This window comes from Gordonibacter sp. An230, assembly GCF_002159915.1.
Taxonomy (GTDB): Bacteria; Actinomycetota; Coriobacteriia; order Coriobacteriales; family Eggerthellaceae; genus Rubneribacter.
The window spans coordinates 1-14,989 of sequence record NZ_NFJP01000033.1; the positions used below are offsets into that span (position 1 = coordinate 1).

General features: G+C 56.4%; 19 protein-coding genes. All 19 read left to right on the plus strand.

Annotated elements, in window-relative coordinates:
- Positions 1-277 precede the first annotated feature (277 nt).
- Positions 278-862: a transcription termination/antitermination NusG family protein gene (locus B5F40_RS13680; protein WP_087194836.1), complete on the plus strand. Its 585-nt coding sequence runs from the start codon at positions 278-280 to the stop codon at positions 860-862.
- Between the two features lie 260 nt (positions 863-1,122).
- Positions 1,123-1,644, plus strand: a complete 522-nt coding sequence (gene loaP / locus B5F40_RS13685; RefSeq protein ID WP_157941061.1) for an antiterminator LoaP — start codon at positions 1,123-1,125, stop codon at positions 1,642-1,644.
- A gap of 19 nt (positions 1,645-1,663) precedes the next feature.
- Complete coding sequence (locus tag B5F40_RS13690; protein ID WP_140396511.1) at positions 1,664-2,155, plus strand: sugar transferase; 492 nt, start codon at positions 1,664-1,666, stop codon at positions 2,153-2,155.
- 15 nt (positions 2,156-2,170) lie between these two features.
- Positions 2,171-2,965: a sugar transferase gene (locus B5F40_RS13695; protein ID WP_087194839.1), complete on the plus strand. Its 795-nt coding sequence runs from the start codon at positions 2,171-2,173 to the stop codon at positions 2,963-2,965.
- A 1-nt stretch (position 2,966) separates the two neighbouring features.
- Positions 2,967-3,731 (plus strand): glycosyltransferase family 2 protein, encoded by a 765-nt coding sequence (locus tag B5F40_RS13700; protein ID WP_087194840.1) that lies wholly within the window; start codon positions 2,967-2,969, stop codon positions 3,729-3,731.
- On the plus strand, positions 3,724-4,767 hold the full coding sequence (locus tag B5F40_RS13705; protein ID WP_087194841.1) for a glycosyltransferase family 2 protein: 1,044 nt from the start codon (positions 3,724-3,726) through the stop codon (positions 4,765-4,767). The genes B5F40_RS13700 and B5F40_RS13705 overlap by 8 nt, the downstream gene beginning before the upstream one ends.
- Before the next feature lie 5 nt (positions 4,768-4,772).
- Entirely contained in the window at positions 4,773-5,969 is a 1,197-nt protein-coding gene (locus B5F40_RS13710) for a hypothetical protein (protein WP_087194842.1), read from the plus strand.
- Positions 5,962-6,459 carry an acyltransferase gene (locus tag B5F40_RS13715; protein ID WP_204217431.1) on the plus strand — a complete coding sequence of 166 codons (498 nt, stop codon included), beginning with the start codon at positions 5,962-5,964 and terminating at the stop codon, positions 6,457-6,459. The genes B5F40_RS13710 and B5F40_RS13715 overlap by 8 nt, the downstream gene beginning before the upstream one ends.
- Positions 6,459-7,595, plus strand: a complete 1,137-nt coding sequence (locus B5F40_RS16315; protein ID WP_162610992.1) for a hypothetical protein — start codon at positions 6,459-6,461, stop codon at positions 7,593-7,595. The genes B5F40_RS13715 and B5F40_RS16315 overlap by 1 nt, the downstream gene beginning before the upstream one ends.
- Entirely contained in the window at positions 7,534-9,018 is a 1,485-nt protein-coding gene (locus B5F40_RS13720) for a lipopolysaccharide biosynthesis protein (RefSeq protein WP_162610993.1), read from the plus strand. The genes B5F40_RS16315 and B5F40_RS13720 overlap by 62 nt, the downstream gene beginning before the upstream one ends.
- An 87-nt stretch (positions 9,019-9,105) precedes the next feature.
- Positions 9,106-10,134 (plus strand): N-acetylneuraminate synthase family protein, encoded by a 1,029-nt coding sequence (locus B5F40_RS13725; RefSeq protein WP_204217432.1) that lies wholly within the window; start codon positions 9,106-9,108, stop codon positions 10,132-10,134.
- A 1-nt stretch (position 10,135) separates the two neighbouring features.
- Complete coding sequence (neuC, locus tag B5F40_RS13730; protein ID WP_087194844.1) at positions 10,136-11,275, plus strand: UDP-N-acetylglucosamine 2-epimerase; 1,140 nt, start codon at positions 10,136-10,138, stop codon at positions 11,273-11,275.
- A gap of 13 nt (positions 11,276-11,288) precedes the next feature.
- A complete protein-coding gene (locus B5F40_RS13735) occupies positions 11,289-11,645 on the plus strand; it encodes a CBS domain-containing protein (RefSeq protein ID WP_140396513.1) in 357 nt (118 codons plus the stop codon).
- Positions 11,642-12,340 (plus strand): acylneuraminate cytidylyltransferase family protein, encoded by a 699-nt coding sequence (locus tag B5F40_RS13740; protein ID WP_087194846.1) that lies wholly within the window; start codon positions 11,642-11,644, stop codon positions 12,338-12,340. Before B5F40_RS13735 ends, B5F40_RS13740 begins: the two co-directional genes overlap by 4 nt.
- Positions 12,341-12,497: 157 nt before the next feature.
- Complete coding sequence (locus B5F40_RS16045; protein WP_140396514.1) at positions 12,498-12,905, plus strand: hypothetical protein; 408 nt, start codon at positions 12,498-12,500, stop codon at positions 12,903-12,905.
- A gap of 37 nt (positions 12,906-12,942) precedes the next feature.
- Positions 12,943-13,053 (plus strand): hypothetical protein, encoded by a 111-nt coding sequence (locus B5F40_RS16980; protein WP_446718601.1) that lies wholly within the window; start codon positions 12,943-12,945, stop codon positions 13,051-13,053.
- On the plus strand, positions 13,053-13,724 hold the full coding sequence (locus B5F40_RS13750; RefSeq protein ID WP_140396516.1) for a class I SAM-dependent methyltransferase: 672 nt from the start codon (positions 13,053-13,055) through the stop codon (positions 13,722-13,724). Before B5F40_RS16980 ends, B5F40_RS13750 begins: the two co-directional genes overlap by 1 nt.
- Before the next feature lie 44 nt (positions 13,725-13,768).
- Positions 13,769-13,960 (plus strand): aspartate/glutamate racemase family protein, encoded by a 192-nt coding sequence (locus B5F40_RS13755; protein ID WP_370751961.1) that lies wholly within the window; start codon positions 13,769-13,771, stop codon positions 13,958-13,960.
- A 156-nt stretch (positions 13,961-14,116) separates the two neighbouring features.
- A complete protein-coding gene (locus tag B5F40_RS13760; RefSeq protein WP_001255868.1) occupies positions 14,117-14,983 on the plus strand; it encodes an aminoglycoside 6-adenylyltransferase AadE in 867 nt (288 codons plus the stop codon).
- Positions 14,984-14,989: the final 6 nt, after the last annotated feature.

Below are 14,989 nucleotides of genomic sequence, written 5' to 3' on the forward strand. Positions count from 1 at the left end.
CCCCCCCCCCCCCCCCCCCCCCCCCCCCCCCCCCCCCCCCCCCCCCCCCCCCCCCCCCCCCCCCCCCCCCCCCCCCAAAGAAAAAACTTGGTGCTGAAACGGTGGTTATTCGTGGGCAAAACGTAGACTTTTTGTCCGCGCCACTTCGAGAGGGCTTTCCTCACGACCAAGCACTCGCAACCTGCTCGTTTGCAAGTGCTGCCTATTGTCCCATCAGAACGGCAAAAAGTCTACGTTTTGCCGCATGCGCGAGAGGTGGAAGGATGGGAGGTGCGGCATGCGTGCGGATGCGTCGGCGGTCGCGATCCCCCTCTCCTCTTTGCCTGATCAATGTCCTTCCGACGGAGCGGTGCGGTGGTACGCCGTTCACGTGCCGGCTGGACGCGAGGCTTCCTTTGCCGAGAAGTGCCGCAAGGCGCTCGACCCCGCTCTTTTGGAGGACTGCATCGCCTCCCGCTACGAGCGCTACGTCAAGCGGGGCGGCGTTTGGCGCATCGAGACGGCGCCTCTGTTCGCCGAATACGTCTTCGTGGCGACGCGCGATGCGGAGGCACTTGCGAAGGCGCTCGGGAGGCTTTCGTTCGCTGCGCCCATCGTCGGCAGACGAGGGCGCGCGTACGCGCCGCTCGCGGCAGGAGTGCAATCGTGGCTGGAGTCGACGCTCGACGCCTCGCACGTCCTACGGGCGAGCGAGGGCCGCATCGACCAGGGAGTGCTCACGGTCGAACGCGGTCCGCTCAGAGGAAGCGAGCGGATCGTCCGCAAGATCGATCGTCGCAAGCGCTTGGCGTTCGTGGCCCTTGGCGGAGGCGACGAGGGGTTTCTTCTGAAGGCGGCTTTGAGCGTGCTGTCGAAGAGCTAACTTCGGACGACGAGGGGTCGCGCCCCGTGCGGGCGAGGCTCCTGATTGACTTGGGGCTTTTCGCAGGCGGCTCTCCTGGCGGCATCGCACCGTAGCGGGAGATTCGCCTGCGGGAAACCGCGACGGACATATCTTGGATGGGAAGGGCAGCGCCTGTGGCGTGTCTTGTTCGGTCCAAGGGGATGAATAGCCTTGCTTTGCGCGGGTGTTGCCGTATGGCGAAGCCATGCTTGGCGCCTGTGCGCAGAACGGAGTGCCTCATGGCCGATTGGTACGTGGTGCAGGTGAGGGGCGGGCAAGAGAACGCGGTCGTCGCCGCATTGCGGCGGATGGCGGGATCAGGCGTGCTCGAAGAGTGCTTCAGCCCTCGATGGCGAACGCAAAGGAAAATCCGCGGAGAGTGGCAGAGCGTGGAGCGGCTGCTCTTGCCGGGCTACGTGGTGGCGGTCACCGACGCTCCCCGCAAGCTGGACGAGGCGCTTCGGCGCGTGCCCGGCTTCACGAGGCTTCTGCGCAACGAGCGAGGTTTCACCCCCTTGGACAAGGACGAGGTCGCTTGGATCGGGCGGCACGCGCAGGGCGCGGACCGCGTTATCCCCCTGTCGAAAGCCGTCAAGGCCGGGGACGAGGTGGTCGTTGTGGAGGGCCCGCTGAAGGATCGCTGGTTCCAGGTCAAGCGCATCGACCGCCGCCGCGCGACGGCGTACGTGGAGATGGACTTCCTGGGGAGGAAAAAAGAAGTGCCGATAGGGTTGATGGTAATTGCCAAGCAGAGCGTGTGAGGGGTTCGACGAGGCCGACGTGCTTGGGGCGTCCTCGCGCTTGGGGCGTGGGGTGGAGGGATGCGCTGCTGATGCCGAAGCGATGCGGTTTCTGACCAAGCGCGATTCCGGCATGCGCCCCGATCTGTCGCGGTGCGGCTATCGCTTCGTCAAGCGGGTCTTCGATGTGCTCGTCTCTGGAGTGGCCCTTGCCCTCCTGCTCGTGCCGGGCGCTTTCCTCTGCGCCGTCATCTGCGCGAAGAGCCCTGGGACCGGGCCGCTGTACTCCCAATGGCGCGTCGGGCGCGTGCGCAGGGACGGCTCCTACCGGCTGTTCCGCATGACGGGGATGACGGTTTACATCGTTGCGACTGGATTTGGTCGCAGGAGGTATCACGTCGAAATAGCCTGCGAAATCGCAGGGAGAGACAATCTCATGCTCGATAATTTGGCAAGAGGCTTTTGGCGGCATGCCGATGGTATGTCGAATGAGGCCAACTTCGCATCTGGCTTAACTTTGGCGGTGGCATAAATGCCCTCTGAGGACATGGCGACTGTAGTAGCCGAAGCGCGGGAGGCCATATCCGCAGCTGCAGTTGCCGAGCACGTACCTGCTGACGTCCGGCGCGAAGCCGTAAAGCTCGATGTCGTTGCGCGGCACGAGCCTCACCTGCGCGAGAACGGCATTCCCGACGAGGTGCTGACGAAGCTGCTTCCCGGCGATGAGGTCATCGTGCTTGAGGAGCCGGAGGTCGCGGGTGGTTTGGGGTATCGCTTTGTGAAGCGCGTATTCGATGTGTGTTCGTGCGGCATTGCCCTCATCGTCCTCGCTATACCCATGAGTATTGTAGCTATCAAGATCAAGCTGGAGTCCCCTGGCCCCGTCATCTACGCACAGCGTCGCGTGGGCCTTAATGGTCGCGAGTTCGACGTCTACAAGTTTCGCAGCATGTATATCGATGCCGAGAAGCGCGGCGCGCAGTGGGCAACCGACGAGGACCCCAGGGTCACCCCATTCGGCCGCTGGATGCGTGACCGTCGCGTGGACGAGGTGCCGCAGTTCTGGAATGTCGTCAGGGGCGATATGTCGCTCATTGGCCCTAGACCTGAGCGTCCGGCTTTCTGCGACGCCTTCGAAGATCGAATTCAGGGCTGGCATTGGCGCACCAAGGTGCGACCGGGTCTCTCAGGTCTGGCGCAGGTAAACGGTGGCTACGACCTGCTTCCCGCCGAGAAGGTTGTCTTCGACTTCGAGTACATAAGGAATCGCAGTCTCACTATGGATTGGAAGCTCATTTTGCGCACGTTGGGCGTGCTTGGATCTGCGGAAGGGGCGCGTTAGCATGGGTAACTCCATCTCTCCGCTCGTGTCGGTCATCATGCCGGCGTACAACTCCGAGCGTTATATAGGCGAGGCGATTGTTTCGGTTTTAGCACAAACATTTCCTGAATGGGAGCTTGTTGTGGTGGACGACTGCTCCAACGACGGGACGGCTTGCATTGCTAAGAGGTTTTCAGAGTCAGATGCTCGTGTAAAAGTTGTGCTCATGTCTGAGAACGGTGGCGTCGCAGCAGCGCGTAATAGGGGTATCGCCGAAGCTTGTGGTGCATATGTGGCTCTGCTCGACTCCGATGATCTGTGGGAGCCAGACAAGCTCGAGCTCCAAGTTGCACTTGCCGAGAGGAGCGGCGCGCCCATTGTGTATTGCTCTTACGACCTCATCTCGCAGGACGGGCAAGATGTCGGCAAACCCTTCGTCGTCCCGCCTGTTACAGATTTCGAGGCCATGCTCGAAAAATCTGTGATAAGTTGCTCCACTTGCCTCATTTCTACCGAGATAATGAAGACTCATCCTTTCTCGAACGAGTTCCACCACGAGGATTACGTTTTGTGGATGACGCTTCTGCGAGAGGGGTACGCTGCCTGCGGCTGTTCTGAGGTTCTGATGCATTACCGGCAGATACCGGGTTCACGGTCGAGCGACAAGATCAAGTCTGCAAAGGGCCGCTGGGAGGCCTACCGGAAAGGGCTTGGGATGCCCATCGGCAAGAGCCTCGCCTCTTTCGTTCGCTACGCCGTCAGCGGTGTGAGGAAGTACCATGGTTAATGTTCCCGTGACGGTGCAGGTTGACTTTGCCTCAGATGTTGATCGTGGTGCCCTGCCCTCCGTAGACGTCATTATCCCCGTTTACAATGTGGAGGGCTATCTCGAGCGTTGTGTCAGCAGCGTTCTGGGGCAGGAGGGCGTGGAGCCGAATGTCGTCCTTGTAGATGACGGGTCTACCGACGGCAGCCCTGAACTCTGCGATACTCTCGCCTCCGCTCATCGTGGCGTTTCGGTGATTCATACTGAAAATCAGGGGGTATCGGCGGCTCGGAATGCCGGCCTGGAGTTCTGCCGCGGGGCGTATGTGGCCTTCGTCGATCCAGATGACTATCTTTCCCCGGGCACCCTTGCTGGCCTTCTGAGTAGTTTGGAGTCCAAGCAGGCTGACATCTCCTTTTGCGACATATTGCGGGAGTGGGACGATGGGATGATAAGTCCTCTTCGCCAAAATGTCCCCGATGCTCTCATTGGCGAAAAGGTTGTCGAGGCGTATCTGAGCGGCTCGCTCTTCACTGGGATTCCCGGTAAGCTGTTCCGGAGGAAGACGATCGGTTCGGCGCGCTTCTCCCCCCTTGCCATGAGCGAGGACGCCCTCTTCCTTATACGCCTCGCTGTCGACAGCGACCTTGTCGTGGTCTATTGCTCCTCCGGCAGCTATCGCTACTGGCAGCGCAGCGGGAGTGTCCGCCTCAGTGCCTTTAATGACAGGCAACTTGGGTCGCTGGAGTGTGCCGACGAGGTCGAGGCTCTTGTGCGTGAGCGGCGCTCTAGGCTTTCAAGGCAGGCGTCCGCGTTCTCTTTTGCCTATCACATAGGCACATTGTCCCGCCTCTATGCTTGGGACGCGGCAGAGGGGCGCGAAGAGCTTGTCTTCCGGCTCGTGGAGAGCCTGCGCAAACATGCCCCTGTGGTGCGTGGCTACGTCGCCTCCTCCAAGCTTCTCGCATGGCGACTCTACCAAGTTTCGCCGCGTCTTTTCGCCGTCTTTGCTAGAAAGTATTACTCCCGGACGCTCTACAGAGGGCTTGGTGCGTAAGGCGTATGGCCAAGAAAACCGTACTTAAACGCATCTACGATGCCTTTTTCGGCTTCACCATCATGGAGGGTGGAACCGCCGAGGAAGTCTTTGACTTCCTTGATGGCCTTCCGGAGCCAAAAGATGACTTGGATAGGTCTGTCTTGCAGTACAGGGGCGAGATGTACTACGTTTCCGCAGGGAGGAGGGTTGCAGGCAACGTTGCCTGCCTTGTGGCGTTTCTGCCTCTTATGGTTTGGATCGTTGCATCTACGCTGTTCAGGCCCATGCAGAGCGAGCGTAGTGACATGGCGCTCGTATACTTTGCCGCGCCACACATCTCCTCCCTACTCATCCCTTCCGAAGAGCTTGAGGGCACCGATCCTGCGTCGGTCGTGCGCGTAACCACGAGCTTCGATCCCCTCAAACTCCGACTGGATCGTCGAGGCTGGTCGTTGCTGCTTAAGTCCGCTGTCAGGGCTCGCTTTGAGCCCTTCTTTGTCGCGAAGGCATTGGTGAAGTTGTCTCAGGCTGGCCATATCGTCTATGCATATGCCCCTGTCAAGGTCGTCACTAACACGGAGTCCTCGTTCTCCACCTCCGTGCTTACGAGCTACTTTGAAGGCCAGGGGATAGACTACATTGGCATCATGCACGGTGAGTTCTTCGCCAACTCTAAGGCTTCCTTCTTCAGGTTCACGCGTTTTTATGCTTGGGACGATTACTACAAGGGGCTCCTGCTGCGGCAGAGGTGCGAGGAGAACCAAATCAGGATTTCCACGCCTCCATCGTTAAACGTGCCCGGTTACGTTCCGTCCACAAAACCGACTTATGACATCACCTATTATTGCCAGCTCGAAGACGATGAGACCAAAGCAAGGCTCGCCTCTGCTTTGGGCGCTCTTCAGGCCGAGGGCATGAGGTGCCGAGTCCGTTTGCATCCCCTCTCTCTGCGCGGGGATTACGAGGACATCTTTCCCTCTGGCGTCGAACTGGAGCCTGAGGGCCTCTCTCTTGGCGAGTCTCTGTCCGTTACTTCTCGGGTGGCAGGGCGTTGTTCGACCGTTTTATACCAGTCATTCCGTCTGGGCATCCCCGTCATCATTGATGACTACTCGGATAGGGGCGAATATTCGAGTCTTCAATCGAAGGGATATCGCATGCTCGATGCCCCTCATGAGCTCATGAGCAATCTTTTAAAGGAGAGAGATTCCATTGATTAAGTCCGTGGTACACAAAGTCATGACCTTCGTATTTACGGGCATTGCTAGGCTGCGGGCCGGTTCTATAGGCTCTGGTTCCATGGTCAATTACCCCTGCAAGTTTTCAAAGAATACCTTTATCGGGAATGATAGTCATTTCAACGGGCTTGAGGTCTATGGTTCCGGAAAGGTCAGCATTGGCGACCATTTCCACAGCGGTAAGCGCTGCGTGATCATGACCAGCAACCATAACTATAGGAGCGAGGTGTCGCTTCCTTATGACAGTACCTGGATCACCAAAGACGTTGTTATAGAGGATAACGTTTGGCTAGGTATGGGAGTCACGATCCTCCCAGGGGTGAGCATCGGCGAGGGTGCGATAATCCAGGCTGGAAGCGTCGTTGTAAAGGATATCCCGGCCTGTGCGATCGCGGGTGGGCATCCGGCCGTCGTCTTCTCCTGGCGGGACAAGGAGCTTTATCGGAGGCTGAGGGAAGAGCAGTTGGCATAATGACCACTGCTATCATGGCTGCGTTTCTCGGTCCCGGCGCGACAGGGAGGGTCTCTTTCTCCCGGCTTTCCCTCTATCTCTTCCTCCTAGGCTATGCCTTGGCCTCGCTTGTAGCACCGAGCGGATCCGCGCAGAGTTTTGTCAGGGTCAGTTTGGGTTTGCTCTGCCTCTTCGCGGCGTGCGTGGAGGGGGCGAGTTCCGTGGGCGTTGTGCGTGCTATCTTCGCGGCCTTGGTTCTCTCGGTGGCGGCCATCGTTTCTGCCGCTTACACTGGAAACACGGAGCTCTATTCGTTCGTCTGGGTCTGGAGCTACCTTGGGCCTGCGCTTGCCTTCTACGTTTCCGGGATAACCGTCAGGGCTGCAAAATGGCTGGCGATCCTTGTCTCCGCTGTCTATCTCGTTTTTATGCTTCTTGGCTGGGACCCCGGAGATGCCGTTGCGGTGGGTAGCAGGAACATTATTTCGGTTTATGTCCTTTTCTATGGCATTATCTACTGCTATGTCGCCACAAGGGAAGGCAAACTCCCATCTCTTCTTCCGGCCACTCTCGGCCTGATCGTCTGCATGTGGGCCGAGGGGCGAACGGGCTTTGTTGCCTCCGTTGTCCTGTTCGTCTTCATCCTCCTCGACAACCTCTACATTCGCCGGTCGGATGTATTTCGATTCGTCGTGCCCATCATCTTTGCCGTCGTCGCCACTGCTGTTATTGCCTATGCATTCCGCGACCAATGGCTTTCCATATTGGAGCGATTTACTAAATCGGGGACCACGGACGTCGGCCGGTCCTACCTTCTTGAGGAGTATGCGACGGGTCTCGGGTCATCTGCTGCCAACGTCTTCCTTGGCGTACCCTTTTCCGATTACTACTGGCTTACGTACTTTGACAACCCGCATAACTCCATCGTCTTCCTGCACTCACGTTTCGGGCTTCTTGGGTTCGCCCTCGTCGCCTACTATCTGGCAAGGGCGGTCTTTTCCCTCTCGCGTCGCCACGGTGCTTTCTTCGTTGCCGTCATCGCTGTTGCCATCCTGCGCGCACTTACCGACGTCACCTGCTTCACGGGACTCTTCGATGTTCTTTGGTGGATTGTCATCCTCGATGCTTTCGGGCATAGGTGGGAGGGAAAGGGATGAGGAAGAGTTGTCGCTTCTGAAAAACGCTGGGGTTTACGTCTTCGGCTCTTTCTTCGTCCAGGGGCTGAGCTTTGTAACCCTTCCGATATTTTCTGTTCTGATGAGTACATCGGACTTTGGGCTGTTTGCGAGTTACACCTTCTGGATCTCATTCTCCAATGCCGTCATCGGACTGCAGGTTGGATCTTCGATTAATAATGCCTATCTCGATTACGGAAAGGATGGCATATACCGTTACGCCTCCTCGACGTCTCCGGCGGCGATACTCTCCTTTGTCGTGGCGCTCTTTGCTGTCATCGCCTTTGGGGAGCCGTTGTCCCGCTTGTTCGAACTGCCGGTCTGCGCTCTCGCCGCAGGCGTTGTCCAGAGCCTCTTCACGTATTACTTCACCGTCCACATCGCCATGCTGAGGATGGACGACCGCCCTTTCTCGTATCTTGCGCTATCTGTTGCCAATGCGGCCATCGGTACCTTCGGGGCAATTGGGCTCATTCTCCTCGACGTTTTTTCTGCCCCTTATATTGCTCGCGTCTTCTCGTCAGTTGTTGCCGCTGCAGCCACAGGAGGGGTGTCGTTGGTTTTCATATACCTCCGGGGCAGGAATCTGTTCGATCGAAAGGCAACCGTTTACGCACTTAAGATTTCGGTTCCCCTGATCCTTCACGCGCTTGCCGGCATCTTGCTGGTGAGGATAAACCAGGTCATCATTCTCAAGGTCGTCGGAGCCGATGCTGCAGGGATATATGCCTACGCCTCTAACTTCGGCCAGATCATCTCGACCCTCTTTCTGGCATGCAACGCCGCCTTCGTTCCTTGGCTCTATAAGGCTTTGGACGCCGGGATGGACGCTCGTAGCGTGAACTTGACGATACGGTTCTATATCAATTTGTTCTCCATCGGGACGGCGGCGTTCATTCTCTTGCTCCCCACAGCCATCGGCCTTCTGAGCGATCCGTCATACCGGGAATCCTCCTACATAGCGCCCATTATCGCGATGGGCTTTCTGGTCAACTTCTATTACACCATCCCGGTCAATTACGAGTTTTATCTTAAAAAGACGGGGTGCATCGCTCTGGGCACGATATCTGCTTGTGTTGTCAATCTTGCGTTCTGCGCAGTCTTGACGCCCGTGTTCCGTGGCGAGGGGGCGGCGGTTTCGACTCTGCTCGCATATTGCGTGCTCTTCGTCATGCATGACGTCATAGTTGCTCGCGTGTTCAAGGAGCGGCGCTACGAGGGTCCGCGGCAGTTCGCCGCCCCCTTCGGTCTCGCCGTGGCCGCGCTTGTTCTTACTTACATCTTCATGGATGCTGACGTAGTCAGGGCTGTTCTTGTCTGCGTCTTACTCGTCTTGTTTGGGATTGGTCTGCGAAGGTCTGCTCGCGTTTTCGGTGGCGATGGGGAGAAGGAGGCTTCGTCATGAGCCTTATTGACTCCTTGTGTATTGAACATGCGATGCGTCTCGCGAAAGGCGTTTAACGCGCGTTGAAATAGGAAAGGAGATATGCGTATGGCATCAATGAACATTAACGGAAGACCCATCGGCGACGGTGCGCCTGTCTACGTGATCGCGGAGGGTTGCGACAACCACATGGGCAGCATCGAGGCGGCGAAGGAGATGTGTTTGCGGGCGAAGCTCGCGGGCGCGGATTGCATCAAGTTCCAGCACCATCTGCCCGACGAGGAGATGCTGCCCGACGTGCCGATGACCTCGAATTTCGATATCCCCCTCTACGACTTTCTGAAGCTCCACGCCCTTACGCTCGACCAACACGCCGAGCTGATGGCGTACTGCGAAGAGGTTGGGATCCAGTATCTTTGCACACCCTTCAGCTTGAAGGCCGCCCAAGAGCTCGACGAGCTGGGCGTGGACGCCTTCAAGATTGGGTCGGGCGAGATGGACGACATCCCCACCATCCGTGCGATCGCCGCGCTCGGCAAGCCTATGATCGTCTCGACGGGGATGGCTACTATGGAGGAGATCCGTCGCACCTACGACGTGCTCGCGGAGAGCGGGGTGGAGTTTGCCCTCATGAACTGTCTCTCGGAGTATCCGCCCATCTACGAGGATGTGAACTTGGGGGTGCTCGACATCATGGCCGAGGCGTTTCCCAAGGCCGTGATCGGCCACTCCGACCACACGCCCGACCTCTACACCTGTTTCGGCGCGGTGGCGCGCGGTGCCAAGATCCTGGAGAAACATGTGATCTTGGACAAGCGAACGCCCGGCCCCGATCAGTCCGTCTCCATCGACTTCTCCGAACTGCGCAGCCTCTGCGACGGGGCCCGCAAGGTGGAGGCCGCTCTGGGCTGCGAGAAGAAGGTGCACGAGAGCGAGTCCGGCATTCGCGAGTGGGCGCACAGGAGCGTCGTGGCCCTGCGCCCCATCAAAGCCGGAGAGGTCATAACGCAGGACATGGTGTGGGGCAAGCGCCCTGGCACCGGTATCCCGTCCTGGCGCATGGACGAGGTTGTGGGACGCACGGCTGCGCGGGATATCGAGGGCAACACCCTCGTTTCTTGGGAGGATCTTGCCTAGTATGAAGAAGATGCTTTTTCTGACCGGCTCGCGCGGTGAGTGGGGCTATATCCGTCCGATACTGCGCCTCATACGGGCTCGTGATGACGTGGACTACCGACTCGTCGTCACCAACATGCACCTGCTGCCGGCCTACGGTAGCTCTTGGCAGGAGATTGAACGCGACGGCTTCACCATCCACCACAAGGTGCGCATGGCCGTTGAGGGCGGCGACCATGCAAGCCATGCTAAGTCGCTCGGCGTGTGCCTAGAGGCCTTGCCGGACATTCTTGACGTGGAGCACCCTGATTGGGTGGTGCTTGCGGGTGATCGCGGCGAGCAGTTGATGGGTGCCATTGCCTGCTCTTACACCTACACGCCGGTGGCTCACATTCAAGCCGGCGAGCTTTCCGGCAACATCGACGGTATGTGCCGCCACGCCATCGGCAAGCTCGCGCATCTGCACTTAGCCGCCAACGAGGATGCCGCTGATCGGCTCATGCGTTTGGGCGAGGAGCCGTTTCGCGTGTTCAACGTGGGAGCGCCGCAGGTTGACGAGATGGTGTCCGCCCAGTATTCAACGCGCGAGGACTTGGAGGTCAAATACGGGGTGGATCTTTCGCGTGGGTTCTACTTGGCCGTGATGCATCCCGTCACCGAGGAGGCGGCGAGCGCGGGCGAGCAGGCCCGGATTTTTGTAGAGGCTTTGAACGCCTTAGCCGCTCCCAAAATAGCGATCTTGCCCAACAACGATGCTGGGTCGTTGGCCGTGCGCAGCGCGATCGAGCAAGGGCGGCGCGGCGACTGGCACCTGTTCGCCAACATGCCACGCGCGGACTACCTCGGTTTTTTGAAGGAGGCGCTTGCGATTGTGGGGAACTCGAGTTCTGGCTTGCTTGAGGCTCCGAGTTTCGGCACGCCGGCCGTCAACATCGGCCGTAGGCAAGATATGCGCTTTCGGGGCGCGAACGTGATAGACGCGCCCTTCGACAGGGACGAGATATTCACCGCCGTGGAGAGGGCGTCGTCGCTCGAGTTCCGCGCCTCGATCGCGGGTATGGAGAACCCCTACGGAGACGGCCACTCGTCGGAGCGCATCCTCGATTTGCTCATGTCCATCGAGGCCGATGCTCGCTGGATGGCCAAAAAGCTGACCTATTAGAAAGGGAGAAAGAGTGAGCCTTTCGATCTATTGCGTCACTCCTGCGTACACGCTCAAAGAAGCGCTCGATCAAATAAGCGAGAACCACAACCGCAACGTCTTCGTCGTCGACGAGGGAAAGGTCGTGGGCATTCTCAGCCAAGGCGATGCCGTGCGCGCGCTCTGTCGGGGAGCCGACATCCTGCAGTCCATCTCTGGGCTCTACTCGCCGACTTTTTTCTATCTGCGCTCGCGCGATATGAGCGCGGCGAAGGAGCTCGTTAAGGACAAGGGCGTGACCCTTATCCCTGTGGTGGACGAGGGCTTTTCTCTTGTGGACGTGATAACGCCCGCCGACGTTATCGCCTCGCTTGAGGAGGAGGTGCAATGAGCGCTGTCGGCCGCGTTCTTGCGGTGATACCTGCTCGGGGAGGCTCGAAAGGCATACCCGGCAAGAACATTCGCTTGCTTGCTGGAAAGCCTCTGCTTGAGTGGACGGTGGAATGCCTGCTGGCATCGGGTGTGGCTGACGAGGTGTGCGTGAGCTCGGACTCCGATGAGATTCTCGAGGTGGCCCGTCGCTGCGGCGTCTACGCGTTGAGGCGTCCCGATGAGATCAGCGGCGATGCGGCCGCAACGGAGGACGCCCTCATAGACGCGCTTGATCGCATGGAAGCGGGGTTGGGTGTGCGTTACGGGTCGGTTGTGTGCGCGCAGCCGACTTCGCCTTTCCGTACGTCCGAAACGGTACGGTCGTTTATGGACCGTTGGGAGGGGTTGCGTTCGTCTGGCGCGGCCGATGCCATGCTCACTCTGCACGAGAGCGTGGCCGACCACTGGATACGCGAGGACGGTGGCTTTCAACGGCTCTTCCCGGACGAACCTCGTCGTAGGCAGGGGCGCAGACCGGTGTACGTGGAGAACAGCTGTCTCTATGTGACCGAGGCCGGTGCCCTGCGCGCCACGCGTAGCGTGCTGGGCGTTCATGTGGAGGGCTTCGTGATCAACGAGATTGAAGCTCTCGACATCAACGAGCCTGCCGATCTTGAGTACGCCGAATGGATTGCCGGACAGGCTGCCTGGTGACCGAAGGGCGGGCCGCTGTCTCCTATTTGCGCAAACTCGGGGGATCGGTCGCTTTCGTGCGTATCGCGATGGGCGCGAGGCAGGTGTTTCTGGCGCCTCTGCCAATCCGTGCGCTTACCGTGCTCTTGAAGATGCGTTCAGCGATGGGAGATCGTCGATGATCGAAAGCAAGGAAGATTGGCGTGCGTACGTACGTGCCGATATAGAAGCGCTCGGTGCCAAGACGCGCAATGTGCTGTGGCGCACGGACAACTCCATGGTCTGGCTCACCGATTCTGTGGCTCGCTGGGAGCGTCTGCTGCGGTGCCTTGAGTACTGGGAGAACTGCCGGGGAGGACGTGCGACCAAGCCTTATCGCGTTTGGCTGCGCTGGCGCTTCCAAAGGCTGAGCGAGCATCTCGGCTTCTCCATTCCGCTCAACGTCTGCGGTCCTGGCCTTTGCATTCTCCACTACGGCAGCATAGTGGTGAGCCGCCATGCGAGGATCGGTGCGAGGTGCACTCTGAACAGCTGTGTCAACATCGGCGCGAATCCTTCCGGGGGGGGGCGGCTCTCATCGGGATGACGTTTATATTGGCTCCGGCGTGAAGGTGTGGAACGAGGTGCGCATAGCTGACGGATGCACTCTTGGCGCGAATGCCTGCGTCTCGAAGGACGTGTTGACGCCAGGGAGCGTCGTTGTGGGAGCGAACAAGGTGCTGGACGGTGTGTGATGGCGGTTGAATGGGGGGGGGTGGGTGGCGTCGAAAGAGGCGAGGAGCTTCCGCGCGCGGAGACCCTTAGGCGGGAGGGGATCTGCTCGACGGCGTATTGGGCGGGGTTTCGGGCAGATGAAGATCGCCTTCATGTGCTGTCGAGGAGCAAGTTGTCAGTTATTGTAGTTTATAGTGCAACAAAGCGCAATTCAGGAAATCAAATTGAATATCGTATTAGCGGATTAGAGGAATATGACTATCCAGAAAATGAATGGGATTGTGTTATATCTAATTTAGCTCTGCACTATATAGAGGACATAGTGGAAATATTTCAAAAAGTGTATAGGACATTAAAACCAGGTGGAATTTTTCTTTTTAATATCGAACACCCTGTTTTTACCGCAGGAGTTGGGCAGGATTGGATTTATACAGATGATGGGAAACCGCAATATTGGGCGATTGATAATTACTTTATAACAGGAGAACGAAATACACATTTTTTAGGATGTGATGTAGTAAAACAACATCACACACTTACACAGATTATAATGGGATTGCTGAACAATGGGTTTGAGCTTAAAGTTGTAGAGGAAGCAGAACCGCCTAAAGAGATGATGGATATTCCGGGTATGGAAGATGAACTTCGCCGCCCGATGATGTTACTTGTAAAGGCGATAGCGAAAAAATAATATCTCTATTAGGAAAACTGATATACCCCAATTTAGAGAATGGCATAGTAATTCCTAGTGATAAAGAGAAAATGATTGCACTGGCAAATAAATACATTGAAAAAGAAAATGTAGATGCACTCATTCTCGCCTGTACGGAGCTGCCACTTGCCATAAAGCCCGAAGATGTTAATGTGCCAATCGTGAATACAACCCAAGTACATATCAATGCAATTTACCAATATGCAATTCGATAAAAATAGCAAAGCCAGCCGAGCCAGTCAACGGTCAAGATGAACGGCGCATTTCATGCGCCGCCGTTGACAGCCCCGCCCGTCTTTGCTAAAGGGTAATCAAGGCGGGAAAGCCCTAAAATGGCTTCACACCTATTTCAATAATTGGAGGAGATAAAAATGAGATCAGAAAAGGAAGTTTATGATATTGTTTTGAATTTTGCAAAAACAGACAAACGCATTCGCATGGTTACTTTGGAAGGATCTAGAACAAATACAAATATTCCGCCTGATGATTTTCAGGATTTTGATATTACTTTTTTTGTTACGGATATGGACAGCTTCACAAGTGATGATAAATGGCTAGATATATTTGGTGAAAGGTTGATTCTGCAAAAGCCGGAAGATATGGAATTATTTCCAGCTGTAGAAAAGGGATTTTCATATTTAATGCTGTTTACTGATGATGTTAAGATAGATTTAACTTTGCTGCCGCTGGAACTGATAGACGAGTATTTTACATGGGATAAACTGGTAAAGTTACTGTTGGATAAAGACAACCGTATCGTAAAGCCGCCAATACCAACGGATATAGACTACCACTTGCAGAAGCCTACTCAAAGAATGTTTGACGATTGCTGTAATGAATTTTGGAATACTACAACATATGTAGTAAAGGGCTTATGCCGCAAAGAAATTCTTTTTGCTATTGACCATATGAATGATATAGTACGAAAAGAATTGCTTCGCATGATTTCCTGGCTGATTGGTATCAAACAGGGATTTCATTTCAGTTTGGGAAAAAACTATAAATTTATGAAGCAATATGTCCCAGAGGAATTGTGGGAACGACTTATGTCCACTTATAATATGGATTCCTATCCCCATATGTGGGAATCCTTTGAACAATGTATGGCATTGTTCCGGGAGGTTTCGTCAGAAGTGGCATGCCAGTTGGATTACCAGTATCCACTATATGATGAAAAAATCAGTAATTATGTGATTCGGCAAAAGAAAAAATATGGCATTGAAGATGATAACAAATAAAATTTT